This is a genomic window from Streptomyces lunalinharesii (assembly GCF_039532155.1).
Lineage (GTDB): Bacteria > Actinomycetota > Actinomycetes > Streptomycetales > Streptomycetaceae > Streptomyces > Streptomyces lunalinharesii.
This window is the reverse complement of the sequence record NZ_BAAARK010000015.1, coordinates 59,464-82,636: the sequence shown is the minus strand read 5'-3', so window position 1 is coordinate 82,636 and position 23,173 is coordinate 59,464. Positions and strand designations below refer to the sequence as shown.

The following is a 23,173-nucleotide window of genomic DNA, read 5'->3' as shown; positions in this document are numbered from 1 at the left end:
GGTGCTCGCAGGCACACCCGCCCGGCATCGCGGTGGTCACCGCGCGCATCGTCCCGCCGGCCTGAGCCCGCCGAGGCCGGGAACGGCCCCGGCCCGGAACGGGTCGACCGCCGGGCCGGTGGCTGCAACCGTCCTGCCTGCCCCAGAAAGACGGGGGAGGGCGACGACATGACCGTCGACTTACGTCATCTCATGCCGGTACGGCGACAGATGCAGCGCAACGGTACCGACCTGAGCAAGAACGAGTTGATCCACCCGCGGGCGGACGAGCTGCTGCGGGCCGTGGGCAGGGCGTTCTCGCCACAGTTGCTGCGTCACTACCCGGCGACGGCGGAGTCCGCGGCCCTGCTGGCCGCGTACTTCGGCACCGATCCCGACCACTTGGTGCTGACGCCGGGCTCGGACGCCGCGATCCGTCTGGTGTGCGAGTACTACAGGCGCAGCACCCAGGGCGGCGGCACCATCCTCCTACAGGACCCCAACTACCCGGCGTGGGCGGACACCACCCGATTGCTCGGCCTCACCCTGCGCCGGATCACCCTGGACGACGGGGACGTGGCCGGACAACAACGCCGGCTGCTGCACGCAGCGCGCACCACGGCGCAGGCCCTGGTCGCCGTCAGCGTTCCCAACGGCCCGGCGGGCGGGGTCCTGTCACCGGCCGCGCTGACCGAACTCTGTGAACTGGCCCAGGAGCGCGGCCACGTTCTCGTTCTGGACAGTTGCTACCAGGCATTTCACGGCCCGCTCACCGAGCAGGTCGCGCGGGCGGGCGGCCGGGTGCTGGTCGTCCAGTCCCTGTCCAAGTCGCATGCGCTGGCGGGTTCCAGGGTCGCTGTACTGGTCGGCGCCCCCGCACTCATCGGAGGTCTGGCCGCAGGGCCGCTGGAACACGCCGTGTCCAGCACGTCCCTACTGGCGTCCCGGGTCGCGGTCGAACACCACGAGATGTTCCAGGACGTGTGGAGCGAGATCCGGCAGATGCGGACCCGGGCCGCGGGGATGCTGCACGGGTTAGGGCATGCACCACTGCCGTCCGGTGGCAATTTCGTCACCGTTCCCCTCGGCGGGGCCCAACGGGCGGCGGCCTGCGCGGCCGGGCTCGCCGACGCCGGGTACGCCGTCTGCGATCTGTCCGAGGTGCCGGGCCTCACCGGATGCGTACGGTTCACCGTCGCCGACGTCGGGACCACCGAACGCTTCTTGCCCGTGTTGCGGCGCGTGCTGGTCGAGGCGCCCCTCGCCCTGCCGCCCGTCCATGCCCCTTGATCCGACCGCACCGCACCGCAGCACGGCACGGGAACGGCATACCGGGGCCCGTCGTGCACGACGCACGCCGTGGGGCCGGCACGGACCGTCCACGCGGCTCACCACCACTGACATCGCCAAGAGTTGAGGAATGTACCGTGCGTACCATCCGATCCGCATACGCAGGTGCCGCCTGCGCGCCCGCTCGCCCGACAGACCGCCGACGGACCGCGGGTGAGGCCCGATGAACCGGCCCAAGACGGTGAACGTCCTCCTGGTCGGAGGCTGCGGGCACTGGGCGGCCAAGGAGAACCACGTTCCGGCCCTGCTGGAATTGAAGGCCCAACGCTTCCCCGTCCGGGTCGGCGCGATCTGCGACCATCGTGATCCGTACCGGGAGAACCTCGGCGAACTGGGGATGGCCCCGCTGACCGAACTCCTGCGGGTCGACCGGCCGAAGTGGCTGGACCCCGCGGGGCTGTCGGCCGATGCCCTGCACCGAGCCCTAGATGACCTGCACGCCAAGGAGCCGTTCGACGCGCTGGTCATCGCGTGTGACCCCGTCCATCACGTGGTGTATCTCCGGTGGGCGGTCGACCGGGGCGTGCACGCGTTATGCGACAAGCCCGTGGTGTGCGCCGAGAACGCGTCGTTCGATCCGGCCGCGGCCTTGAGCATCCAGCACGATTTCGACGCCCTCCTGCGGAGTCTCGCACGGCAGCAGGAAAGGGGTCCGTGTCACCTCGTGGTACCACTACGCCGCCGGGCCAACGACGCCTACCTCACAGCGGCACAGGAGATAAGCGACGTCTACGACAGTCACAAGCAGGGATTGACCAGCATCAATCTGGTGAAGAACGCCGGCATGTACCGGCTCCCCGCCGAATACGGACTCGGCGACGCCCACGGGTACCGCTCCGGCGTCGGTTCACTGGCCTTCTCCAGTTACCACTTCATCGACGTGATCGCCTGGTACTTGTCGCTCGCCCTCGGTCAGGCGACGCAGCTGGCACTCACCAACCCCTACCTGCGACGGCTCGGCGACTATCTGCAGACCGCCGAGTCCGGGGTGCTCGGCCGCATCCTGGGGGAAGGCCCCGACGGGGACGACCGAGGAGGACTCCCGTTCCAGGTGCTCCGCGCCGAAGTGGACTTCGTCTTCCACGCCGAGCTGCTCGACGAGGACCAGCGGAAACTCGGGCTGATCACCTACTCCTGCTTCAACAACACCTACTCGCACCGCACGAGCGGAATGAGCGAGGTCGACCGTGCCGGCCTGGTGCCCTTCCGGGAGAAGGGCCGGATGTCGCAGTTCGTGATGGACATCAACCAAGGCAGCCTGCAGCACCTGGTGATGAGCAAGAACGACGTGGTCGGCGAGGACTACCGCATCGCGATCCGGCGTCGCCGCAATCCGCGCATCGCCGAAGAGCCGAGTCGGGACTGGTTGTTCGAGGACGCACACGCGGGGAGTCAGCTCACCCCCCGGCACCTCACCCAGGGGTTCATCAAGCTGGCCGCCGGCCAGGAAGTGTCCCCGGAGGTGGGCCGCCGACTGTCCTTCCTGCATGACCAGCAGCTCACCCATGCCCTGTTCGCCGGCTTCTACCAGCTCATCGCTGACGGCTTCGCCGGCGAACGAGCGGCCCGACGGGTCATCAGGCTGACCTGATCTCCACCAGGTGCACCAGCCCGCCCCGGAACGCCGGCGCCACGATGGCGCCTGGCACGGCCCCGTCCCCGTCCCCGTCCCCGTACGCCAAGACGTCACTCCACCACCTTTCAGAGGAGCCCTCATGGCAACTCCGAAGCGCATCGCCATCGTGGACGCCTATTCCTCGGCCAGACGGCTGGCACCGCTGTTCACCGCCCAGGGATACGAGTGCGTGCACGTCCAGAGCACACCAGCGATCCCGAACCTGTACGCAGGTTCATTCGACGTGTCCGATTTCATGACGAACCACGTGCACCGCGGCGACCTTCAGCAGACGCTCGATGCCCTCGCCCGACTGCGGCCGTCCCAGGTGATCGCGGGGATCGAGACCGGCGTGGAACTCGCGGACACGCTCGGTGAACGGCTCGGTCTGCGCTCCAACGGCACGGCGCTGAGCGGTGCGCGCCGGGACAAGTACCGGATGATCGAGACGGTCCGTGCTGCGGGACTGCGGACCGCGGCACAGATCCGCACCGCCGACCCCGGCACATTGACCGCCTGGCACTCCGAGACCGGCGGCCGCATCGTGGTCAAACCCCTGCGCAGCGCGGGAAGCGATGGGGTGTCCTTCTGCGAGACGCCCGAGGAATCAGCGACCGCGCTGAAGTCCGTTCTCGGCACGGAGAGCGCCCTGGCCACGCAGAACGACGCCGTGGTGGCACAGGAATACCTGCCGGGCGACGAGTACTACGTGAACACCGTGAGCCTGGACGGACAGCACCGGGTCTGCGACATCTGGCGCACCACGCACCTCACCGCGAACGGGGTACTCGACCTGCTGGAAGGTGCGCACCTGTTACCGAGGGCGGGAGCGGTGCAGGACGAGTTGGTGCGGTACACCCTGCGCACGCTCGATGCCCTGGGCATCAGGAACGGACCGGCGCACACCGAGGTCAAGTACACGCCGGACGGGCCGGCCCTGATCGAGACCGGGGCACGGTTGTGCGGCGGCGACCTCCCGCACCTCGCGCGACTCGCGCTGGGCAACGGGCAGTTGGAATCGACCGTGGACGCCTACACGCGGCCGGACCGGTTCTTCGCGACCTGTGAGCAGGACTACGAAGTGCGGCGGTTCGCCGCGTGTGTCGGCATGGTCAGTCCGGCGGGCGGACGCCTACAGGCCTACCGCGACCTCGCGCTCATCGAGGGCCTGGAGAGCCTGCACGAGCTGAAGGTGCTGGTCCGCCCCGGCGACAGGATCCAACGCACGGTCAACGACTTCACTTTCCCCGTCGTCCTCTATCTGCTCCACGAGGTGGAGGCCGTGGTCATGCGCGACATCGCGACGATGCGGCACCTTGACGGGCCCGACTTCTACCGCATCAGTTGATCCCCCGATCCCGGCCAGGCCACCCGAGTCAGGTTGCTCAACCACTGAGTGCATGGAGAGCCATGACGTCTGCCGCCCCCCTCGAAGGCACGCCCGTGCCACCCCTCGACGCCTGCGCCCGGGGACACCACCAGCCGAACCGGGGGGTGCGGGAGTGACCGTGGCGACGCACCGCAGCACCTACCCGCGCGGGGTGACCTCTCTCGGCCTCGGATCGGTGCTCGGCGCTTCCACCAACGTGGTGTTCAGCCATGTCGCGCAAGCGGTGAACCCCTTCGTCGTCACGTTGTGCATGGTGACCGTCTCGGCGATCGTCTTCGGCATCGTCAACCGTGGCCGGCGGCCGCTGCTGAACAGGGACACCTGGCGTGCCGCGATCGGACTGAACGTGGCGTCGGCGGGAGCGTACGTCTGTCTGGTCGTCGGCCTGAAATACCTGGAACCCGCGGTGGGCACGGCACTCCAGGCCGGCGCCGCCCCCTTGATGACGATCCTGGTCACCGGCCTGCTGGCACGGCGGTTCACGGCCGGTCCCGCCGAGTGGTGCGGTGGGGCCGTCATCCTGGCCGGCAGCGGTCTGCTGATGTGGGTGTCCTTCACCGGGCGTTCCGCGCTCGGGAACGCCGATACCGGTGGCACGGCCATCGGTGTCGCTGCGGTGCTCGTCTCCGGCCTGGCGATGGTGTTCTTGACGCTGTGCGCCAAACGCCTCACCCAGTTGGGCTGGAGCAACTCGGCAGTGCTGGCGCATCGTTTCTACTTCACGATCGCGTGCTGCACCGGGCTGAGCATCGGCGTGGACGCGAACTGGTCGGCCCTGGTGGACAGTGCGGGATACCTGCTGCCGTTCTGTGTGATCGGCTCCGGTGTCCTCCTCCTGTTGCAGATCGGGATCCGCAACGTGGCTCCCTTCGTGGTGATGGCGATGACCAACCTCAACTCCCTGCTCACCTACCTCCTCCAACTGTTCGACAGCCGCCTGCACCTCTCCTTGAGCACGCTCTACGGCATCGCGGTGGTTCTCGCCGGGCTGCTGTGGATCGTGATCACGCAACGCCGAGGGCCGCGTCACCCGCCCGGCTGACGCTGATGACGCGGCCCAGGCCAAGGTCCTGGTGCGCGAACTCCCGTGTGGCCGGACGACTTGGACTCCGTGCCCCTGCGCCCAGAGCCGTGAGTCGAGCCTCCGGCCGATCGCCACGACGACTCCTGCTCCCCCACAGGAACCCTGGCACGCACAACCCCGTGGTGCCGGCCCCTGCGCTCGCCCGGGCCCCGGCCCCACCCCGTGCCCCCCGGTGAACATCCGATGTGGCCGGAAACGTCACGCTGCACGCCTTCCTGGCCCCGTACCGGCCTACCAGCGGCCCACAATGGTACGGACCTTTCTACGGCACTGGGCAGCGGAGGGACCGGGGGCGTGTCAGAGCACGACGTCGCACGGATGCTGGACTTGGCGATCACCGCACTGGGTGAACAAGAGCCGGAGCGGTTATGGCCGTTGATCATCGAAGAACTCCTGCGCTCCGTGGGCGGGGAGATCGGGGTGTGCAAAACCAGTGACTGGGACGGTCACACCGCCGAGGTCCCTTTCTGGGAGCCGGGCAGCGGGCTCAGGGAGGTCCCCCTCGATATCCGGACTCGGCAGCTGATCATGAACGGCTATCCCTTCCGGGACCACTACGAATGGTCCGCCGACCGGACCCCCGTGACAGCCGCCCAGGCAGCCGGTGCACGCGAGTGGCACAACAGTCTGGTGGGCAGCCTCACCCGACGGGCTTTCGGCACCCGGCACGTCTTGGGCATACCCCTTCCGGACCGGGCAAGGGTCATCCGCGGGTGCCTGGTGTACCGCTCGGGCACGGACTTCACCAGCGCCCAGCTCGGCTACGCGCAGCGCGTGCAGCCACTGCTGATCGGCGTCGAGAAGCAGGCCCATCTGCTGCGCCGTTGGCGATCCGCGACGGGCCACCCGCGTCCCGCCCCTGACGCGTGCGCCGCCGCCTACGAGCTGACGCCGAGGGAAATCACGGTGCTCACGCTGTTGGGTGACGCGCTGCCCGCCGTGTCGATCGCCCGGCGCCTTGGCATATCGGTCCGCACGGTCCACAAGCACGTGGCGAACCTCTACCGCAAACTCGACACCAGGGACCGGATGGCCACCGTGTTACGCGCTCAAGCCCTGGGGCTTCTCCCTCCCTCCGCGCACACCCGCACATGAGACACGGCGCCGACGTCGTCCCACCGCACCACCCGGCCGACGTCCGCCCGACGGATGCACCGGGCGATCGCCGAGCGCGCGGCGCCCCCGAAGCCGTCGATCAGATCCGGCCTGAAGGCACGGACCGCCGGGGGACGCCGGACCGCTCTCAGATCCGCTCGACGATCGTCACGTTGGCCTGGCCGCCGCCCTCGCACATGGTCTGGAGGCCGAACCGGCCGCCGGTGCGCTCCAGTTCGTTCAGCAGCGTGGTCATCAGCCGGACCCCGGTCGCCCCCAGCGGGTGGCCCAGTGCGATGGCACCGCCGTTGACGTTGACCCGCTCCGGGTCGGCGCCGGTCTCCTTGAGCCAGGCCAGCACCACCGGCGCGAACGCCTCGTTGATCTCGACCAGGTCGATGTCGTCGATGGTCATCCCGGCCTTCTTCAGCGCGTACGCGGTGGCCGGGATCGGTGCGGACAGCATCCGGATCGGGTCCTCGCCGCGGACCGAGAGGTGGTGGATCCGGGCGCGCGGGGTCAGCCCGTGCTCGGCCACCGCCCGCTCGGAGGCCAGCAGCATCGCCGCGGCCCCGTCGGAGACCTGGGAGGAGACCGCGGCGGTGAGCCGGCCGCCCTCCACCACCGGCGCCAGTCCCGCCATCTTCGCCAGCGACGTCGAGCGGCGCGGCCCCTCGTCGGTGGTGACCTCGCCGTACGCGACGATCTCCCGGTCGAAGCGGCCCTCGTCGATGGCCCGGATCGCCCGCTGGTGCGAGCGGAGCGCGAACTCCTCCATGTCCTGGCGGGAGATGTCCCACTTGGTGGCGATCAGCTCGGCGCCGTGGAACTGGTTGACGGGCTGGTCCCCGTAGCGGGCGCGCCAGCCTTCGGAGCCGGCGTACGGGCCCTGGGTGAGGCCCAGCGGTTCGGCGGCCTGGCGGCTGGCGAAGGCGATCGGGATCTGCGACATGTTCTGCACCCCGCCGGCCACGACCAGGTCCTGGGTGCCGGAGAGCACCCCCTGGGCGGCGAAGTGCACGGCCTGCTGCGAGGAACCGCACTGCCGGTCGACGGTGACGCCGGGCACCTCCTCGGGCAGCCCGGCGGCCAGCCAGCAGGTGCGGGCGATGTCCCCGGCCTGCGGCCCGACGGTGTCCAGGCAGCCGAAGACGACGTCCTCGACCGCGGCCGGATCGATCCCGGTGCGTCCCATCAGCGCGCTCAGCACGTGGGCGCCGAGGTCGGCCGGGTGGACGCCGGACAGTCCGCCGCCCTTCTTCCCCACCGGGGTGCGGACGGCATCGACGATGTACGCCTCGGACATGGTGAACTCCTTGGTCAGATTCTGCGGATGTACCGGTCAGTCGCGCAAGGCGATGCCGTCCAGCACCATCGAGAGGTACTGGCGGGCGATCTCCTCGGGACTGTGGCGTGCGCCCGGCCGGTACCAGGAGGCGGCGACCCAGACGGTGTCGCGGACGAACCGGTACGTCAGCCGGATGTCGAGATCGGTGCGGAAGACGCCGTCGGCCACGCCGCGCTCCAGCGTGCCGAGCCAGGCCCGGGCGAAGCGGCGCCGGGCGTCGGCGAGGTAGCCGAAGCGCGGGTGCCGGTCGGCGAGGTGCCGGGCCTCCTTCTGGTAGATCGCGACTGCCGCGTGGTGCCGGTCGATCTCCCGGAAGGACTCGGTGACCAGCGCCTCGATGGTCTCCCGCGGGCCGAGGCCGGCGGCCAGCACGGCGTCGTAGCCGGCCCACAGCTCGTCCAGGAAGGCGGTGAGGATCTCGTCCACCATCGCTTCCTTGGAAGCGAAGTGGTAGTAGAGGCTGCCGGCGAGCATCCCGGCCGCGTCCGCGATCTGGCGGACGGTGGTGGCGTTGTAGCCCTGCGCGGCGAACACCTCGGCGGCGGTGGCCAGGAGTTCGCCGCGCCGCTCCTCACGCATGCTGCGAGCTGACCGAGACGGTCTCCCCGGTCATGTACGAGGCGTAGTCACCGGCCAGGAAGACGATCACGTTGGCCACCTCCCACGGCTCGGCGTAGCGGCCGAACGCCTCCTTCGCGGTCAGCTCGGCCAGCAGCTCGGGGGTGGTCACCTTCACCAGGTGCGGATGCATGGCCAGGCTGGGCGAGACCGCGTTGACCCGCACGCCGTACGCGGCGGCCTCCACCGCGGCGCAACGGGTCAACGCCATCACCCCGGCCTTGGCGGCGGCGTAGTGCGCCTGGCCGCGTTGGGCGCGCCAGCCGATCACGGAGGCGTTGTTGACGATCACGCCGCCCGCCCCGGTGGCCTGCATCCGGCGCAGCGCGGCCCGGGTGCAGCGGAAGGTGCCGCCCAGGGTGACGTCGAGGACCTTCGCCCACTGGTCGTCGGTCATGTCGACGAGATCGGCGGTGCCGCCGAGTCCGGCGTTGTTGACCACGATGTCGAGCCGGCCGTGCCGCTCCTCGGCCAGTGCGTACAGGGCCGCCACCTGCGCCTCGTCGGTCACGTCGCACGGCAGTCCGGCGACCCGGTCGGCCCCGAACTCCGCGGCGAGCGCGTCGACGCTCTCGGCCAGCCGGCGGGCGTGCGCGTCGCCGATGACGATCCGGGCGCCCTCCTCCAGGAACCGGCGGGCGGTGGCGCCGCCGATCCCCGCGCCGGCCGCGGCGGTGATCACGGCCGTCCGCCCCTTGAGCAGGTCGTGCCCGGGCACGTAGGACGGTGCCGTCATGCCTTCGCCTCCTTCGGCAGGCCGAGCACCCGCTCGGCGATGATGTTCCGCTGGATTTCGTTGGAGCCCGCGTAGAGGGTGTCGGCGCGGGAGAAGAGGAAGAGCCGCTGCCAGTCGTCGAGGTCGTACGGCTCGCCGGCGGCGAGCATGCCGCCCGCGCCGCAGACGTCCATGGCGAGTTCGCCCAACTCGCGGTGCCAGGTCGCCCAGTAGATCTTCCCGATCGACGCCTCGGGGCCGGGGGCGCCGGCGGCGACGCCCTCCAACATCCGCAGCGCGTTGCAGCGGATGGTTTCCAGGCCGATCCAGGCCCGCGCCAGCCGGTCGCGGATCAGCAGGTCGTCGGCCGCGCCGTTGTGTCGGGCCACCTCCATCAGGGTCTCCAACTCCCTTCGGAAGCCGACCTGTTGACCCAGCGTGGAGACTCCGCGCTCGAAGCCGAGGGTGGCCATCGCGACCCGCCAGCCGTCACCCGGCGCACCGACCACGTGCGGGGCGCGGGCCCCGTCGAAGAACACCTCGTTGAACTCCGAGGTGCCGGTGAGTTGGGTGATCGGCCGGACGTCGACGCCGGGCTGGTCGAGCGGCACGAGGAGGTAGGAGAGCCCCCGGTGCCGGACGGAGCCCGCCTCGGTGCGGGCGACGACGAAGCACCACTGGGAGTCCTGGGCGAGCGAGGTCCAGATCTTCTGGCCGTCGACGACCCAGTCGCCGCGCTCCTCGTCGAAGGCGGCCCGGGTCCGGACGTTCGCCAGGTCCGAGCCGGCGTCCGGCTCGCTGTACCCCTGGCACCACAGCTCCCGGACGGCGGCGATCTCCGGGAGGAAACGGGCCCGCTGCTGGTCGGTGCCGAAGGCGATCAGGGTGGGGCCGAGGAGTTGCTCACCGATGTGGTTGACCCGTGCGGGCGCGTCGGCCAGCGCGTACTCCTCGTGGAAGGCGACCTGTTGCTCCAGGGTCGCCCCGCGGCCGCCGTACTCCACGGGCCAGCCGACGCAGGTCCAGCCGGCGGCGGCCATGTGCCGCTCCCAGGCCAGGCGTTCGGCGAACGCCTCGTGTTCCCGGCCGGGGCCGCCGCGACCGCGCAGGGCCGCGAACTCCCCGGTGAGGTTGGCCCGCAGCCAGCTGCGGATCTCGGTGCGGAAGCTCTCGACGGTGGTGGGGGCCTCGACGCTGCTCATGGCCGTACGTTAACCTACCAAACACTTGTTAGGGAAGGAGGTCGCCGATGACCGCCAGCGAGGAAACGTCCGTGGTGCGCTACGCCCGGCAAGGCCCGGTCGCCACCGTCACGTTGAACCGACCGGACTACCGCAACGCCCAGAACTCCGCGATGACCTACGCCTTGGACCGCGCCTTCTACCGCGCGGCGGAGGACGACGAGGTCAAGGTCGTGGTGCTGGCCGGCGAGGGCCGGCACTTCTCTGCCGGCCACGACATCGGCAGCCCCGGCCGGGACGCCCACCTCCCCTTCGACCGCAAGGCCGGACTGTGGTGGGACCACTCGGACAAGGCCGGCGCGGAGAGCCGCTTCGCCCGCGAGTCCGAGGTCTACCTGGGGATGTGCCGCCGCTGGCGGGAGCTGCCCAAGCCCGTGATCGCCTCGGTCCAGGGGGCGTGCGTGGCCGGCGGCCTGATGCTGGCCTGGATCTGCGACCTGATCGTCGCCGCCGACGACGCCTTCTTCGCCGACCCGGTCGTGCGGATGGGCATCCCCGGCGTGGAGTACTTCGCCCACCCGTGGGTGCTGCCGCCGCGGATCGCCAAGGAGTTCCTCTACACCGGCGACCGCATGCCGGCCCAGCGGGCGTACGAACTGGGCATGGTCAACCGCGTCGTCCCGCGAGCCGAACTCGTTGAGAAGACAAGGGAGTTGGCGGAGCGGATCGCCGAGATGCCGCGGATGGGCCTGGCGCTGACGAAGCGCGCCGTCAACCAGGCCGAGGACCTCCAGGGACTGCACACCGGCCTGGACTCCGTCTTCGGCCTGCACCACCTCGCGCACGCCCACAACGCCGAGACCGCCCGGGACTCGCTGGGCGGGATGGACGTCAAGAAGATGAAGGAGGCCGGTTCCTGATGGACCTGGACGCAAGCGACGCCGACGCCGCGTTCCGGGCCGAGGCCCGTGCCTGGCTCGCCGCGCACGTCCCCGCGACGCCCCTGCCGTCGCTGGAGACCCGCGAGGGCTTCGCGGCGCACCGCGCCTGGGAGCGACAACTCGCCGCCGACCGCTGGTCGGTGGTGTCCTGGCCGGCCGAGTTCGGCGGCCGGGACGCCACCCTCTTCCAGTGGCTCGCCTTCGAGGAGGAGTACTACGCCGCGGGCGCCCCCGGCCGGGTCAGCCAGAACGGCATCAACCTCCTCGCCCCCACCCTCTTCGAGCACGGCACTTTGGAACAGCGCGCCCGCGTCCTCGGCCCGATGGCGACCGGGGACGTCATCTGGGCCCAGGCGTGGTCCGAGCCTGAGGCCGGTTCGGACCTGGCCGCGCTGCGCTCCACCGCCGTGCGGACCGACGGCGGCTGGCTGCTGCGCGGGCAGAAGACCTGGTCCTCCCGGGCCGCCTTCGCCGACCGCGCGTTCGGGCTGTTCCGCAGCGAGCCGGGGACCGCCCGCCCGCACCAGGGCCTGACCTACCTGATGTTCCCGCTGGACGCGCCCGGCGTGACGGTGCGGCCGATCGGCCGACTGGACGGCAAACCGGCCTTCGCCGAGCTCTTCCTCGACGACGTCTTCGTCCCGGACGCGGACGTCATCGGCGAGCCCGGCCAGGGCTGGCGGGTGGCGATGAGCACCGCCGGCAACGAACGCGGGTTGACCCTGCGCAGCCCCGGCCGGTTCACCGCCGCCGCCGACCGGCTCACCGCGCTGTGGCGGGAGAGCGGCGACCCGGCCGACACCGCACTGCGCGACCGGGTGGCCGACGCGGTGATCGGCGCCCGGGCCTACCAGTTGTTCACCCACGCCAACGCCTCCCGGATCGCCGCCGGCGGCACTCTCGGCGCCGAGTCCAGCCTCAACAAGGTCTTCTGGTCGGAGCTGGACATCGCCCTGCACGACACCGCACTGGACCTGCTGGGCCCCTACGGCATGCTCGCCGACGACGCCGACGACGCGCCCGCACACGGGAGTTGGGCCGAGGGGTACACCTTCTCCCTCGCCGGGCCCATCTACGCCGGCACCAACGAGATCCAACGCAACATCATCGCCGAGCGACTGCTCGGCCTGCCGAAGGAGGCCCGGGCATGACGCCGCACCGAACGGTCCGGGGCGGCCCGCTCCGCACCGGTCTCGCGGGAGGGGCCCACCGATGCCCTTCCTGCTGACCGCGGAGCAACGCGACTTCGCCCGCACCCTGGACGCCCTGCTGGGCGCGGCCGACACTGCCACCGCGGTCCGCGCCTGGGCCGCCGGCGAGCACAAGCCGGGCCGCGCCCTGTGGGCCCGGCTCGCCGAGACCGGGGTGTTCGCCCTCGCCGTCCCCGAGGAACACCAGGGGATGGGCCCACTTCCCCTCGAACTCGCCGTCGCCTTCGTCGAGTTGGGGCGCCACGCGGTCCCGGGCCCGCTGGTGGAGACCGTCGCGGCGGCGGCCTTCCTGGACCGGTTGGGCGACGCCGGTGCGGCGGCCGACTGGCTGCCGCGGATCGCCGCCGGTGACGCCGTGGTCGGCCTGTGCGCGGACGGCGCCCCGTTCGCCCTGGACGCGGACGCCGCCGACACCGTCCTGGTCGTCGGGGGCGACACGGTGTGCCGCACCGAGACCCACGGCCCGGTCCAGGCGACCCTCGACCCGGCCCGGCGGGTGTCCCGGCCGCTCGGCGGCACCGTCCTCGCCCGCGGCCCGGCGGTCACCGCGGCCGCCGGCCACGCCGTCGACCTGGCCCGGCTGCTGACCGCCGCCCAGGCACTCGGCCTGGGGCGGGCGCTGCTCACCGGAACCGTCGACTACGTGCGCCAACGCACCCAGTTCGGGCGGGCGATCGGCTCCTTCCAGGCGGTCAAGCACCGGCTGGCGGACGTACTGATCGGGTTGGAGTTCGCCCAGCCGCTGGTGCACGCGGCGGCGCTGGCGCTGGCCGGCGGCGCCCCGTCGGCCGGCGCGGAGGTGGCGGCCGCGAAGGTGGCGGCCGGCGAGGCGTGCTACGCGGCGGCCCGCGCCGCCCTCCAGCTGCACGGCGCGGTCGGCTACACCGACGAGCCGGACCTCTCGTTGTGGATCCGCAAGGCCCGCCCGCTGCGCGACGCCTGGGGCACCCCGGCCGCCTGCCGGGCCCGGGTCCTGGCGGGCTGACGCACCCAGGCGTCGGCCCCGTACTCCCGGAGGTGATCCGGAGGTACGGGGCCGACGCCTCCCGATCCGTCATATCAGGGGCAGATCACGCTACTTGACGCGTCGTCAACTCCAGTTCCGCAGCCAGCCGCCGCCGGTGCGCGGCGGGCGCACCGAGGAGCTGGGCGCTGCCGTGCGCCCGTTTGAAGTAGCGGTGGGCGTCGTGCTCCCAGGTGATGCCGATCCCGCCGTGCAGTTGGATCGTCTCCCCGGCCACCGCCGAGAACGCCTCCGAGCAGGCGGACTTGGCCGCCGCGGCGTACCGCGTCAGCTCCGCCGCACCGTCCGCGGCGGCGTACGCGGCGCCCAGCGCGATCGACCGGGCCGCCTCCACCTGCACGTAGGCGTCCGCCAACCGGTGCTTGACGGCCTGGAAGGAGCCGATGGGGCGGCCGAACTGGACCCGCTCCCGGGCGTAGGCGACGGTCAGTTCCAGGCAGCGTTCGGCCGCCCCGACCTGCTCGGCGGCGAGCGCCACGCTCCCCAGGTCGCGCACCCGGGCCAGCACCCGTGCGCCGTCGCCGTCCGCGCCCAACAGCCGGCCCGCGGCCCCGTCCAACGTGATCCGGGCCTGCGCCCGGGTCGGGTCCATCGGCACCAGCCGCTCGCGGCGCACGCCGGGCCCGTCCACCGGGACCTCGAAGAGCGCGCTGCCGGCGGCGGTCCGGGCGGCCACCACCAGCAGCGTGGCGTCCGCGCCGTCCAGGACGTGGTCCTTGGTGCCGGTCAGCCGCCAGGCACCGTCCGGGCCGCGGTGGGCCGCGGTGCGGATCGCGGCCGGCTCCCAGGAGCCGTCCTCGGCCCAGGCGAGCGCGCCCACCACGCTCCCCTCGGCGAGCCCGGGGAGCAGGGCTGCGTCCGCGCAGGCGAGCAGCGCCTGGGTGGTCAGCACCGCGGAGCCCAGGAAGGGCACGGGCGCCAGGGCGCGCCCCAACTCCTCCATCACCACGTGGACTTCGAGCGGCCCGCAGCCGGCCCCGCCGTACTCCTCGGGCACCGCCAGTCCGGCCGCGCCGATCTGCCCGGTCAGTGGACCCCAGGCATCCGGCCCGGGCTGTCGCGCGAGCAACTGGCGTACCGCGGACCGCAGTTCCTCTTGTTCCTCGGTCGGCCTCATCCGCCGTCCCTCCCTTGGTTCCTGGCCGTCCGGCGCAGTTCGCCCTTGAGGATCTTGCCGCCGGCGTTGCGCGGCAGTTCCGGTACGAGGTGGTAGCTCCGGGGCACCTTGAAGTTGGCCAGCCGCGCGCGGGCCCAGTCGGTCAGCTCCGCCGGGTCGGGCGCGGCGCCGTCGGCGGGGACGACGAACGCCACTCCGACCTCGCCGAGCCGCTCGTCGGGCGCCCCCACCACGGCCACCTCGCCGATCGCCGGGTGGTCGCGCAACACCCGTTCCACCTCCGCCGGATAGGCGTTGAAGCCGCCGACGACGTACATGTCCTTGATGCGGTCGGTGAGGGTGAGGAAGCCGCGGTCGTCCAGGACCCCGACGTCGCCGGTGTGCAGCCAGCCGTCGGAGTCCACGGCCGCGGCGGTGGCGGCGGGGTCGTCGAGGTAGCCGGCCATGACGTGGTAGCCGCGGACCACCACCTCGCCCGGCTCGCCCGGCGGCAGCGGCTGGTTGGCCGGGTCGACGATCCGCATTTCGGTGCCGGGCAGCGGCGGTCCGACGGTGTGCGCGAGGGTCTCGGCGTCGGCGTCGGTCGGGCAGATGCTGACGACGCCGCCGGACTCGGTCAGCCCGTAGGCGGTGAAGACGTCCGGGATGCCGAGTTCTTCGCGGATGCGCAGGACGAGTTCGGCGGGCACGAGGGCGGCGCCGGTGCCGGCCAGCCGCAGCGAGTCCAGCCGGTAGCGGGCCCGTTGCGGATGGTGGAGCAGCCCGTGGAAGACGGTCGGCGGGCCCATCAGCACGCTGATCCGCTCCTCGGCGGTGCGCCGCAGGATCCGGTCGGCGTCGTAGACCTGCTCGGGCAGCATGGTGGCGCCGCGCAGCAGGCAGGCCAGGATTCCGGCCTTGTAGCCGAAGGTGTGGAAGAAGGGGTTGACCAGCAGGTAGCGATCGCCGGCACGCAGGGTGACCAGCCGCGCCCAGGCGTCGAAGACCCGCATGGTCTGGCCGTGGGTGGCGAGCACGCCCTTGGGGCGGCCGGTGGTGCCGGAGGTGAAGAGGATGTCGGACAGGTCGTCGGGGCCGACGGCGTCGGTGCGGGCGGCCAGTTCGGCGTCGTCCACCTGCCGGCCGGCCGTCAGGTAGGCGTCGTAGGAGACCGTGCCGGGGCGTTCCCGGTCCCGGGGCGGGGCGTCGTCGCGGAGCAGCACGGTGCTGCGCAGCCGCCCGAGGTCCTCGCCGGAGTCGTGCAGCAGGTCGTCGTAGTCGCAGCCGAGGAAGCCGCGGGCGGTGAACAGCACGGTGGCGCCGCTGCGCCGGATGATGTCGGCGGCCTCGCCCGCCTTGTAACGGGTGTTGAGGGGCACGAGGACGGCGCCGACGGAGACCGCGCCGAGGACGGCGGTGATCCACTGGCGGCAGTTGGGGGCCCAGACGGCGATCCGGTCCCCGTGCCGTACGCCGTGGGCGAGCGCGGCCCGTGCCGCGACGGTGACTTCCTTCTCCAACTCTGTGAACGTCCAACGGACTTCGCCGTCGGACAGCGCCTCCCGGTCACCGTGGGCGCGGGCCGCGTGGGCGGTGAGTTGTGCAACGGTGGCCGGTGCCGCCGGCTGCGGCGGCCCTTGAGGGGTGTGGTGTGCCCAGGTCATTGGCCCTCCCGCTCCCTTGCTCGGAGGTGGCGGCGGTGTGTGGTGCGAAGCCGCCTACTTGACGTGCGGACGTGGCCGGTATCCAATCACAGTGTTTCGGTTAGGCATATACCTAGTAGAAACACGTAGAAGAAATTCACCCCACTCGGGAGGACGCGTGTCCATCTACACCCCGCCCACCGCCCCCACCACGCCGTTCGACGACGCCGCGATGCGGGACACCCTCAGTCGCTTCTGCACCGGCGTAGCGGTGATCACCGCGATCCAGGCCGACGGCCAACCGGCCGGCATGGCCGTCCAGTCGTTCTCCTCGGTCTCCCTGGACCCGCCGCTGGTGTGCTTCTGCCCGGCCGGTACGTCCACGACGTGGCCGAGGATCAGCGCCGCCGGCCGGTTCGCGGTGAACGTCCTCGCCGCCGACCAGGAAGAGCTGTGCCGGCAGTTCGCGGTCACCGGCGGCGACAAGTTCACCGGCGTCGACTGGCGCTCCGGCGTCAACGGCGCGCCGCTGCTGACCGCGGCGCTCGCCACCATCGAGTGCGAACTCGCGGACGTGCTGCCCGGCGGCGACCACCTGATCGCACTCGGCCGGGTCACCGCCCTGACACCGCCGGAACGGCTGCGCGAGACCAGCCCGCTGCTCTACTTCCGGCGCGCCTACGGGCGCTTGACCGCTTCGCCCTCGACACCGTCGGCGCCGTCCGCGGCCACCAGCTCGTCCAAATCGGCCAGCATCGCGTCCGCCAGGTCGCGTTCGGAGGCGTAGTACCGCTCCGACCACTTCAGCGCGAGCGAGGGGTAGGCCCAGGCCGCTTCGGCGCGGGCGCCGGCGAAGTCCGCCTCGGCGCGCTGCCGCATCGTCTCCGCGTACTCCCGGTGCCGCCCGAGCACGTCGCGCATCTGCTCGACCTCCAGCAGGTGCCCCAGCCAGAGCCGCAGCATCACGCCGTGCTTGAGCACCGGCGGCTCCACGGGCGCCTCGCGCGCCCACCGGCGGACCGCCGCCATGCCCTCGTCGGTGATGACGTAGACCCGCTTGTCGCGGTTGCCGGTCTCCTGGGCGACCATCCGCGAGCTGACGTAGCCGACCTTCTCCAGGCGCTTGAGCTCGCCGTAGATCTGGCTGAACGACGGGCTCCAGTAGAAGAAGCGCAGCGACCAGTCCGACCACTTCTTGAGGTCGTAACCGGACAACTCCTCACCGAAGGAGAGGAGTCCGAGCACCGCCCAGCTGGTCGCCGGCAGCGTCGGGCGCTCCGCGTCGTCCCCGGCCTGCGCTCCGCGCACCTTCTTCTCCGTCACGCTCCGCAGTCTACGGCCTCCCCGATCCCCCACCTGACGGGACATCGTCGACCCCCTTCCCTCGCGCCACATATGCCTGATAGACATATTCCTATTAGAAATAGTCTCCCCACCCTCCAGAACAAGGAGGCAGTTCCGTGAAGTTCTCGATGATCTTCGAGGCACAACTCGCCGACCCGACGCCCGAACGGGAGCGCCAGGTCATCAACGACTGCGTCGAACAGGCCGTCTACGCAGAGGAGATGGGCTTCGACCGCATCTGGGCGGTGGAGCACCACTCCCTCACCCAGTACGCGCACATGAGCGCCTCGGAGATCTTCCTCACCTGGGTCGCCGCCCGGACCTCCCGCATCCGGATCGGCCACGGCGTGGTCACCATGCCGTTCGGCTACCAGCACCCGGTGCGGGTCGCCGAACGGGCCGCGATGCTCGACGTGCTCTCCGGCGGCCGGGTGGACATCGGCGCCGGCCGCGGCGCCACCAAGCAGGAGATGTCGATGTACGGGGTCCGCCCCGAGGACACCTACCCGCAGATGGAGGAGGCGCTGAAGATCTTCAGCAACGCCTGGCGGGAGGAGACCTTCGAGTGGCACGGCGGGCTCGACATCGGCCCCGGCGCGATCCTGCCGCGGCCCGTGCAGGGCCCGCATCCGCCGCTGTTCATGGCGTGCAGCAAGCACGACACCCTCAAGCTCGCCGCCGAACTCGGCATCGGCGCCCTGGTGATGGGCTTCGCCGGCGCGGACGACGTGCGCACCATGCGCAAGGTCTACGACGAGGCGATCGCCACCCGCAGCGGCGACCGGCTGGTCTCCACCGAGACCAACGACCACTTCTCCGCGCTCTGCCCGACCATCGTGCTCGACGACGGACCGGCCGCCTACCGCATCGGCACCCGCGGTCAGCGGTTCTTCGCCGAGGCGATCGCCCACTGGTACGGCAACGGCCCGGCACCCGCCGTCCACGACGAGCACGACGACCACGTCGCCGCGCTGGCGCAGGAGCGCGAGGAGCTGGTCGCCAAGCTGCACGAGGCCAACATCCCCGCCCGCCCGGTCGACACCGGCACCTACAACGCCCAGCACGCCTACGGCACCCCCCAGGACGCCATCGCCTACGTCGAGCAGCTGCGCGAGATCGGCGTGGACGAGGTGATGTGCCTGATCCAGATGGGCACCGTGCCGCAGGAAGCCTGCCTGGAGACCATCCGGCACTGGGGCGAGACGGTCATCCCGCACTTCCGGGCCCTGGAGGAGCAGGCATGACGAGCGACACGGCGCGGTTGGACGGCAAGGTCGCGGTGATCACCGGCGCCGGGCGGGGACAGGGCGCGACCGAGGCCCGCCTGTTCGTGGCCTGCGGCGCCCGGGTGGTGCTCGGCGACGTCCGCGAGGAGGAGGGCCGGGCGCTCGTCGCCGAGCTGGGCGACGCGGCCCGGTTCGTCCGGCACGACGTCACCGACGCGGACGGCTGGCGGACGGTCGTCGACACCGCCGTCACCGCCTTCGGACGGCTGGACGTCCTGGTGAACAACGCCGCCCTGTGGCGGACCGCGCCGGTCGACCAGGAGACCCGGGAGAACTTCGAGCTGCTGATGCGGGTCAACCTCCTCGGCCCCTTCCTCGGCATCCAGGCGGCCGTCCCGGCCCTGCGGGACGCCGGCGGCGGCTCGATCGTCAACATCTCCTCGACCGCCGGGCTGCGGGGCATCCCGGGGCACTCGGCCTACGGTGCGAGCAAGTTCGGGCTGCGCGGACTCACCAAGTCCGCCGCGCTCGACCTGGCCGGAGACCGGATCCGGGTCAACTCCGTGCACCCCGGCATGATCGACACGCCGATGGTGGCGGACGTCCTCGGCCCGACCCCCGGCGAGCAGGAGTGGCCGCGGGTGCCGCTGCGCCGCGTCGGCCGCCCGGACGAGGTGGCGGAGCTGGTGCGCTTCCTGGCCTCCGACGCCGCCGCGTACATCACCGGTGCGGAGTTCGCCGTGGACGGGGGGCTGACCACGCGATGACCGACGCCCGGCCGGGCCCCGCGCCCGGCGCCGCCGACCCGCTGTCTCCCCTGGCCCGGCGGATCGTGGACGCGATGTCCGCGGACTTCCCGGACCCGGCGCGCGCCCCGCTGGACGCCGGCGCGCTGCGCCGCGCCTCCCGGGCCGCGCCGCCCGAACCCGGCGACGGCACGGTGACCTCGACCGGCCGCACCGTGCCCGGCCCGCCCGGCGCCCCCGACCTCCCCGTCCGCGTCTACCGCCCGGACGCCCCCGCCGCCGGCCCCCGCCCGCTGGTCGTCTTCTTCCACGGCGGCGGCTGGGTCCTGTGCGACCTGGACACCCACGACGGGTTCTGCCGGCAACTCGCCCGGCGCTGCGACGCGGTGGTGGTCTCGGTGGACTACCGCCGGGCCCCGGAGGACCGCTTCCCGGCCGCCGCCGAGGACGCCTACGCGGCGACCGGCTGGGCCGTCGCGCACGCCGCGGAGCTGGGCTGCGACCCGGCGCGGGTGGCCGTCGCTGGCGACTCCAGCGGGGGCAACCTCGCCGCCGCGGTCACCTTGATGACGCGGGACCGCGGCGGGCCGCCGCTCGCCGCCCAACTGCTGGCCTACCCGGCGCTCGACCCCCGATTGGCGGGCCGCTCGCCCGTCGACTACGCCGCCGGCTTCTTCCACACCACGGCCCACATGCGCTGGTACTGGGACCAGTACCTGGGCCCGGACGGCGACCGGGAGCACCCGTACGCCGCACCCGGGCGCGCCGCGGACCTCACCGGCCTGCCGCCGGCGCTGCTGGTGCTGCCCGAGTGCGATCCGCTCCGGGACGAAGGGCGCGCGTACGGGCGGGCGCTGCGGGCCGCCGGCGTCGCGGTACGGGTGGACGAACACCCGGGCACCTTCCACGGGTTCCTCGGCGCGGCCGGTGCGCTGCCGGCCGCGGACGCCGCACTGGAGGCGGCCACCGCGTGGCTGTCCGGCACCCTGTGTGACCGTGGCGTGACGAGCGGGTGAGGGCCGAGTGGCGAGGATGGTGACAGTGTGCGGGGGAGCCGTGGCGGCCCGTCGATGCGGTGCGCCGCCGCACGTCGAGTGCCAGACTTGAAGCACCGCGCCCGGCGGCCGGCCGGGGCCTGGGGACCGAGGGGAACGACATGACCTGGGCATCTTGGACCACGGTGGGGATCCACGCCCGCCCCGGCGCGGTGCAGACCGAGGAGGTCGGCCCCATGCAGGGGGACCTGACCATCCACACCACGTGGTCGGAGGACGAGGCGCACGTCGCCGTCCAGTACACCGGGTCCTCGGACTGGTACACCATGATCGGCAGCCCCGTCCCCTGTCACTCGGAGGCGGACAGCCGCGCCTTCCACCAGGCGGTCGTCGAGGCGGTCCGCGGCGGCGAGAAGGCGCAGGCGTCGCTGGAGGAGCTCTTCCGCACCGGCTAGGACCGTCGGAGCACCCCTGGTCGAACCCGGCCGGGACGGCAGCCGCCGTCCCGGCCGTCGTCGTGCCCGGAAATTCCTCATGGCGCCCGCACAACCCCCGTGCGGCCCGGTGAGTCTTTCCCGTCAGAACACAATTGGTCACCTTCCGACTACCTAAAGGTGATCAATTATCAATTTTTGACTACCTACCGTTGAAAACTGATCATTTCTCTTTACATGCTCATGCCAGACATACCAGGGTCTGTGCGGGGCCGGACGGCCCCCGCGGTGTGCAACGCCACCGCGTGTACGGGCGGTTGGCGCATGCCACCACCCACAGCACATAAGGACGCCCCACTGTGCGTAGACCCCACATACGCAGCCGCCACCTGGCGATAGCCCTGGCCGTCAGCGCGGCCGCCACCCTCACCGCCGGCGCCGCCGTCGCAGCGCCGGCCGCCCCCGCCGCCCCCTCGGCCGCCGGCGCCCCCTCGCTCGTGGCGGCCGCCCGCGCCGCCGCCTACGCGCACTCCGCGACGACCGGCGTCAGCCAACAGGACACCCTCAAGGCCACCGACACCCTGGTCGACCCCGACGGCCGCCGGCACGTGCGGTTCGTCCGGATGCACCGCGGCCTGCCGGTGCTCGGCGGCGACCTGGTCGTCCACCTCGGCGCGGACTCCGCCTACCAGGGCGTGACCCGGGCCGCCCGGCACCGGGTCGACCTCCCCGCCACCGACCCGAAGCTGTCGGCCGGTCAGGCCGCCACCAAGGCCGCCGCCGTGGCGCAGGGCACCGCCGGCGAGCCCCAACTCGTCGTCGACGCCCGCGCAGGCCGGACCACCCTCGCCTACCAGGTGCCGGTCGCCGACAGCCGCACCGCCGAGGCCGGCGGCGCCCGGACCGTCGTCGTCGACGCCACCACCGGCAACGTCCTGAGCAACGTGCCGGTCAACGACCCGTTCCTCTCCCCCTCCGTGCTGCGCGAGCTGCGCCAGCGCGGCGAGCGCCTCACCCCCAAGCCCGGGGCGGCCGCCACCCCGACCGCTCCGCACAAGTCCACCGCCGGCCGCTTCCCGGCACAGGCCACCGGCACCGGCGCGTCCCTCTTCGTCGGCACGGTGCCGCTGACCACCACGCAGACCGCCAAGAACGCCTTCGTGCTGCGCGACGGCACCCGCGGCAACACCGAGACCCGGGACGCCGGCGGCAAGGAGCTGGAGAAGTTCATCGGCGCCAAGCCGCTCGCCAACGGCACCAACCGCTGGGGCGACGGCACCACCGCCAACCGGGCCACCGCCGCGGTCGACGCCCAGTTCGGCATCACCAGCACCCTGGACTTCTACAAGAAGACCTTCGGTCGCAACGGCATCAAGAACGACGGCGACGGCGCGCACGCCCTGGTCCACTTCGGCAAGAACGTCGGCAACGCCTTCTGGTCCTCGGACTGCGGCTGCATGCTCTACGGCGACGGCGACGGCCAGCTCTTCACCAAGCCGCTGGTGGTCCTCGACGTCACCGGCCACGAGCTGACCCACGGCGTGGTCGACGCCACCGCCAACCTCCAGCCCACCCGCGTCGACGCCGAGGGCCGTCAGTTCGGCGAGCCGGGCGCCCTCAACGAATCGCTCGCGGACATCTTCGGCAGCGCGGTGGAGTTCGCCACCAACAACCCGAAGAACCCGCCGAACTACCTGATGGGCGAGAACCTCGGCCTGGCCCAGAAGTTCCTGCGCCGGCTGGACGAACCGTCCCTGGACAAGCTCGAAGGGGCCGTCGACTACTGGTCGAAGGACACCTACGACACCGAGGTGCACGCCGGCTCCGGCGTCTCCTCGCACGCCTTCTACCTGCTGGCCGAGGGCAGCGGCAAGAAGACCATCGGCAAGGTCGCCTACGACTCCCCCACCTACGACGGCGCCAAGGTGACCGGCATCGGCCGGGACAAGGCCACGGCGATCTTCTACCGGGCGCTCACCCGGTACATGGTCTCCACGACCGACTTCCACGACGCCCGGACCGCCACCCTCCAGGCCGCCAAGGACCTCTACGGCGCCAACAGCACCGCCTACAAGACGGTCGACCGCGCCTGGGCCGCCGTCAACGTCAGCGCGGCCAACACGCCCACCCGCTGACCC

At 71.9% G+C, this 23,173-nt stretch carries 21 protein-coding genes; 14 read left to right on the top strand and 7 right to left on the bottom strand.

Going from position 1 to position 23,173, the window contains the following annotated elements; genetic code table 11:
* Positions 1 to 168 precede the first annotated feature (168 nt).
* The 5 genes from ABD385_RS22585 to ABD385_RS22565 all read left to right on the top strand — a co-directional run bounded on the left by ABD385_RS22585 (position 169) and on the right by ABD385_RS22565 (position 6,513).
* Entirely contained in the window at positions 169 to 1,269 is a 1,101-nt protein-coding gene (locus ABD385_RS22585; protein WP_344579025.1) for an aminotransferase class I/II-fold pyridoxal phosphate-dependent enzyme, read from the top strand.
* Positions 1,270 to 1,492: 223 nt separating this feature from the next.
* The gene (locus tag ABD385_RS22580) at positions 1,493 to 2,920 is read left to right on the top strand and encodes a Gfo/Idh/MocA family oxidoreductase (RefSeq protein ID WP_344579023.1); all 1,428 of its coding nucleotides are present in this window, start codon (positions 1,493 to 1,495) and stop codon (positions 2,918 to 2,920) included.
* A gap of 124 nt (positions 2,921 to 3,044) precedes the next feature.
* Positions 3,045 to 4,292, top strand: a complete 1,248-nt coding sequence (locus ABD385_RS22575; RefSeq protein WP_344579021.1) for an ATP-grasp domain-containing protein — start codon at positions 3,045 to 3,047, stop codon at positions 4,290 to 4,292.
* Positions 4,293 to 4,452: 160 nt separating this feature from the next.
* Positions 4,453 to 5,376 (top strand): EamA family transporter, encoded by a 924-nt coding sequence (locus tag ABD385_RS22570; protein WP_344579019.1) that lies wholly within the window; start codon positions 4,453 to 4,455, stop codon positions 5,374 to 5,376.
* Positions 5,377 to 5,712: 336 nt separating this feature from the next.
* On the top strand, positions 5,713 to 6,513 hold the full coding sequence (locus ABD385_RS22565; RefSeq protein WP_344579017.1) for a helix-turn-helix transcriptional regulator: 801 nt from the start codon (positions 5,713 to 5,715) through the stop codon (positions 6,511 to 6,513).
* A gap of 148 nt (positions 6,514 to 6,661) precedes the next feature.
* Here the strand turns inward: ABD385_RS22565 and ABD385_RS22560 are convergent, their stop codons facing one another.
* The 4 genes from ABD385_RS22560 to ABD385_RS22545 are packed head-to-tail and all read right to left on the bottom strand — an operon-like array spanning position 6,662 to position 10,396.
* Complete coding sequence (locus tag ABD385_RS22560) at positions 6,662 to 7,819, bottom strand: acetyl-CoA C-acetyltransferase (RefSeq protein ID WP_344579015.1); 1,158 nt, start codon at positions 7,817 to 7,819, stop codon at positions 6,662 to 6,664.
* Between the two features lie 36 nt (positions 7,820 to 7,855).
* Positions 7,856 to 8,440: a TetR/AcrR family transcriptional regulator gene (locus tag ABD385_RS22555; protein WP_344579013.1), complete on the bottom strand. Its 585-nt coding sequence runs from the start codon at positions 8,438 to 8,440 to the stop codon at positions 7,856 to 7,858.
* Positions 8,433 to 9,215 carry an SDR family oxidoreductase gene (locus ABD385_RS22550; RefSeq protein ID WP_344579011.1) on the bottom strand — a complete coding sequence of 261 codons (783 nt, stop codon included), beginning with the start codon at positions 9,213 to 9,215 and terminating at the stop codon, positions 8,433 to 8,435. Before ABD385_RS22550 ends, ABD385_RS22555 begins: the two co-directional genes overlap by 8 nt.
* Positions 9,212 to 10,396 carry an acyl-CoA dehydrogenase family protein gene (locus ABD385_RS22545; protein ID WP_344579010.1) on the bottom strand — a complete coding sequence of 395 codons (1,185 nt, stop codon included), beginning with the start codon at positions 10,394 to 10,396 and terminating at the stop codon, positions 9,212 to 9,214. The genes ABD385_RS22550 and ABD385_RS22545 overlap by 4 nt, the downstream gene beginning before the upstream one ends.
* Positions 10,397 to 10,443: 47 nt before the next feature.
* Between ABD385_RS22545 and ABD385_RS22540 the strand changes: the two genes are divergently transcribed.
* From ABD385_RS22540 to ABD385_RS22530, 3 genes are all read left to right on the top strand, one after another.
* A complete protein-coding gene (locus ABD385_RS22540; protein ID WP_344579008.1) occupies positions 10,444 to 11,295 on the top strand; it encodes an enoyl-CoA hydratase in 852 nt (283 codons plus the stop codon).
* Positions 11,295 to 12,467, top strand: coding sequence for an acyl-CoA dehydrogenase family protein (locus ABD385_RS22535; RefSeq protein ID WP_344579006.1), 1,173 nt, complete (start codon positions 11,295 to 11,297; stop codon positions 12,465 to 12,467). The genes ABD385_RS22540 and ABD385_RS22535 overlap by 1 nt, the downstream gene beginning before the upstream one ends.
* A 61-nt stretch (positions 12,468 to 12,528) precedes the next feature.
* Positions 12,529 to 13,512: an acyl-CoA dehydrogenase family protein gene (locus ABD385_RS22530; protein WP_344579004.1), complete on the top strand. Its 984-nt coding sequence runs from the start codon at positions 12,529 to 12,531 to the stop codon at positions 13,510 to 13,512.
* Positions 13,513 to 13,597: 85 nt separating this feature from the next.
* Here the strand turns inward: ABD385_RS22530 and ABD385_RS22525 are convergent, their stop codons facing one another.
* A complete protein-coding gene (locus tag ABD385_RS22525; protein WP_344579002.1) occupies positions 13,598 to 14,668 on the bottom strand; it encodes an acyl-CoA dehydrogenase family protein in 1,071 nt (356 codons plus the stop codon).
* Complete coding sequence (locus ABD385_RS22520; RefSeq protein WP_344579000.1) at positions 14,665 to 16,311, bottom strand: FadD3 family acyl-CoA ligase; 1,647 nt, start codon at positions 16,309 to 16,311, stop codon at positions 14,665 to 14,667. Before ABD385_RS22520 ends, ABD385_RS22525 begins: the two co-directional genes overlap by 4 nt.
* Before the next feature lie 157 nt (positions 16,312 to 16,468).
* Here ABD385_RS22520 and ABD385_RS22515 point away from each other — a divergent pair, with 157 nt between their 5' ends.
* Positions 16,469 to 17,077, top strand: a complete 609-nt coding sequence (locus ABD385_RS22515) for a flavin reductase family protein (RefSeq protein WP_344578999.1) — start codon at positions 16,469 to 16,471, stop codon at positions 17,075 to 17,077.
* Here the strand turns inward: ABD385_RS22515 and ABD385_RS22510 are convergent.
* The gene (locus ABD385_RS22510; RefSeq protein WP_344578998.1) at positions 16,969 to 17,613 is read right to left on the bottom strand and encodes a PadR family transcriptional regulator; all 645 of its coding nucleotides are present in this window, start codon (positions 17,611 to 17,613) and stop codon (positions 16,969 to 16,971) included. The two genes, ABD385_RS22515 and ABD385_RS22510, sit on opposite strands and share 109 nt — an antisense overlap.
* A gap of 137 nt (positions 17,614 to 17,750) precedes the next feature.
* On the opposite strand from ABD385_RS22510, the gene ABD385_RS22505 reads away from it, so the two are divergent.
* The 5 genes from ABD385_RS22505 (at position 17,751) to ABD385_RS22485 (ending at position 23,170) form a co-directional block, all read left to right on the top strand.
* Positions 17,751 to 18,878 carry an LLM class flavin-dependent oxidoreductase gene (locus ABD385_RS22505; protein WP_344578996.1) on the top strand — a complete coding sequence of 376 codons (1,128 nt, stop codon included), beginning with the start codon at positions 17,751 to 17,753 and terminating at the stop codon, positions 18,876 to 18,878.
* On the top strand, positions 18,875 to 19,627 hold the full coding sequence (locus ABD385_RS22500) for a glucose 1-dehydrogenase (protein ID WP_344578995.1): 753 nt from the start codon (positions 18,875 to 18,877) through the stop codon (positions 19,625 to 19,627). The genes ABD385_RS22505 and ABD385_RS22500 overlap by 4 nt, the downstream gene beginning before the upstream one ends.
* Positions 19,624 to 20,622 (top strand): alpha/beta hydrolase, encoded by a 999-nt coding sequence (locus tag ABD385_RS22495; protein WP_344578994.1) that lies wholly within the window; start codon positions 19,624 to 19,626, stop codon positions 20,620 to 20,622. The genes ABD385_RS22500 and ABD385_RS22495 overlap by 4 nt, the downstream gene beginning before the upstream one ends.
* Before the next feature lie 140 nt (positions 20,623 to 20,762).
* Positions 20,763 to 21,056: a hypothetical protein gene (locus ABD385_RS22490; protein WP_037634725.1), complete on the top strand. Its 294-nt coding sequence runs from the start codon at positions 20,763 to 20,765 to the stop codon at positions 21,054 to 21,056.
* A gap of 338 nt (positions 21,057 to 21,394) precedes the next feature.
* Positions 21,395 to 23,170: a M4 family metallopeptidase gene (locus ABD385_RS22485; protein WP_344578992.1), complete on the top strand. Its 1,776-nt coding sequence runs from the start codon at positions 21,395 to 21,397 to the stop codon at positions 23,168 to 23,170.
* Positions 23,171 to 23,173 lie beyond the last annotated feature (3 nt).